Origin of the sequence: Mycobacterium ostraviense (genome assembly GCF_002705925.1) — a bacterium.
GTDB classification, from domain to species: domain Bacteria; phylum Actinomycetota; class Actinomycetes; order Mycobacteriales; family Mycobacteriaceae; genus Mycobacterium; species Mycobacterium ostraviense.
In genome coordinates this window covers 1-1,020 of record NZ_NKRE01000060.1, presented here as the reverse complement: position 1 = coordinate 1,020, position 1,020 = coordinate 1, and the positions used below count along the sequence as shown (strand labels likewise).

Sequence of the window (1,020 nt, the reverse complement as noted above, 5' to 3'; positions counted from 1 at the left end):
GCACCGGCGGGGCGGGCATTGGCGGGGTCGGCGGCGGCGCCGGCGGCAACGGCGGCACCGGCGGGGCCGGCGCCGCTGGCGGCAACGGGGGTTCCAACACCGGCAGCACCGGCGGGGTCGGCGCCGACGGCGGCCAAGGCGGCACCGGCGGCACCGCGGGCGCGGCGGGTGCCGGCACCGATGGCGGCAAGGCTGGCAGTGTCGGCACCGGCGGTGCGGGCGGTGTCGGCGGCAACGGCGGCCATGGCGCCAACAACACCATCAACGGCATCGACGGCACCACGCCCACCGCGGGCGGCCAGGGCGGCCAAGGCGGGGCTGGCGGCACCGGCGGCAGCGGCGGCGCCGGCATCGGCGGCATCGGCGGCGGCACCGGCGGCCAAGGCGGCATCGGCGGTAACGGCGGCGCCGGCAGCAACGGCGGCACCAACACCGGCAGCACCGGCGGGGCCGGCGCGGACGGCGGCCAGGGCGGCACCGGCGGCACCGCCGGTGCCGGAGGGTCCGCCACCGACGGCGGCAAGACCGGCAGCGTCGGCACCGGCGGCACCGGCGGGCTGGGCGGCACCGGCGGCACCGGCGGCACCGGCACCAACGGCATCTCCAGCACCGCGCCCATCGCAGGTGGCCAAGGCGGCCAAGGCGGCGCCGGCGGCGCCGGCGGCAGCGGCGGGGCCGGCATCGGCGGGGTCGGCGGCGGCAGTGGCGGCAAGGGCGGCATCGGCGGCAATGGCGGTACCGGCGGCAACGGCGGCACCAACACCGGCAGCACCGGCGGGGCCGGCGCCGACGGCGGGCAGGGCGGCGCCGGCGGCACCGCGGGTGCCGCGGGGGCGGCCACCGACGACGGCACCGCCGGCAGCATCGGCAAAGGCGGCACCGGCGGGCTGGGCGGTAACGGCGGCAACGGCGGCATGGGCACCACCGGCGCCGACGACCCGATCAACCCGATCGCGGGAGGCCAGGGTGGCCAGGGCGGGGCCGGCGGCACCGGCGGCCCCGCCCTGGCCACCCTGGCCT

The 1,020-nt window shown here is 81.9% G+C and carries 1 pseudogene; it reads left to right on the top strand.

Going from position 1 to position 1,020, the window contains the following annotated elements:
• Nucleotides 1-1,020 (top strand): annotated as a pseudogene (locus tag CDN38_RS27920) (PE family protein); the annotation flags it as partial.